General features: G+C 64.0%; 1 pseudogene. It reads left to right on the top strand.

Going from position 1 to position 472, the window contains the following annotated elements:
- Positions 1–472: pseudogene (locus EN932_RS37640) on the top strand (ornithine decarboxylase); the annotation flags it as partial.

Here is a 472-nt window from a genome sequence, read left to right as displayed (position 1 = left end):
GCTACAAGGTCGGCCTGTGCTTCCATGTCGGCAGCCAGATCGAGGATCCCGACACCTATGAGCGGGCGCTGGCTTCCGCCGACTGGGTGCGCAACCGGCTGACCTTCGATATTGCCGGGCTCGATGTCGGCGGCGGTTTCCCCGCCGAATACGGCCACGACCCTAACCGCAAGCAGATCGAGATGCCGTCGCTTGGCCAGATCATGTCGCGGCTGTCGGGCGATCTGAAGGAGTATCAGTTCGACCAGATGCCGCTGGTGGCTGAGCCCGGCCGGGTGATCGTGGCGCGCTGCCTGTCGTTGATCGTGCGGGTGCTGCTGCGCAAGGGCAAGCGGCTCTACATCAATGACGGCATCTGGGCATCGCTGTCGGATTCATGGACCGGCAAGATCACGCTGCCGGCGCGCTTCATTCCCGACCCGGCGATCCGCTCGCGCAATGGCGAGGAGAAGAACATCGTGCCGTTCAAGGT

Origin of the sequence: Mesorhizobium sp. M7A.F.Ca.US.002.01.1.1, assembly GCF_004022955.1 — a bacterium.
GTDB lineage: Bacteria > Pseudomonadota > Alphaproteobacteria > Rhizobiales > Rhizobiaceae > Mesorhizobium > Mesorhizobium ciceri.
The sequence above is the reverse complement of the archived record's forward strand: the minus strand, read 5'-3'. Positions and strand labels throughout refer to the sequence as shown.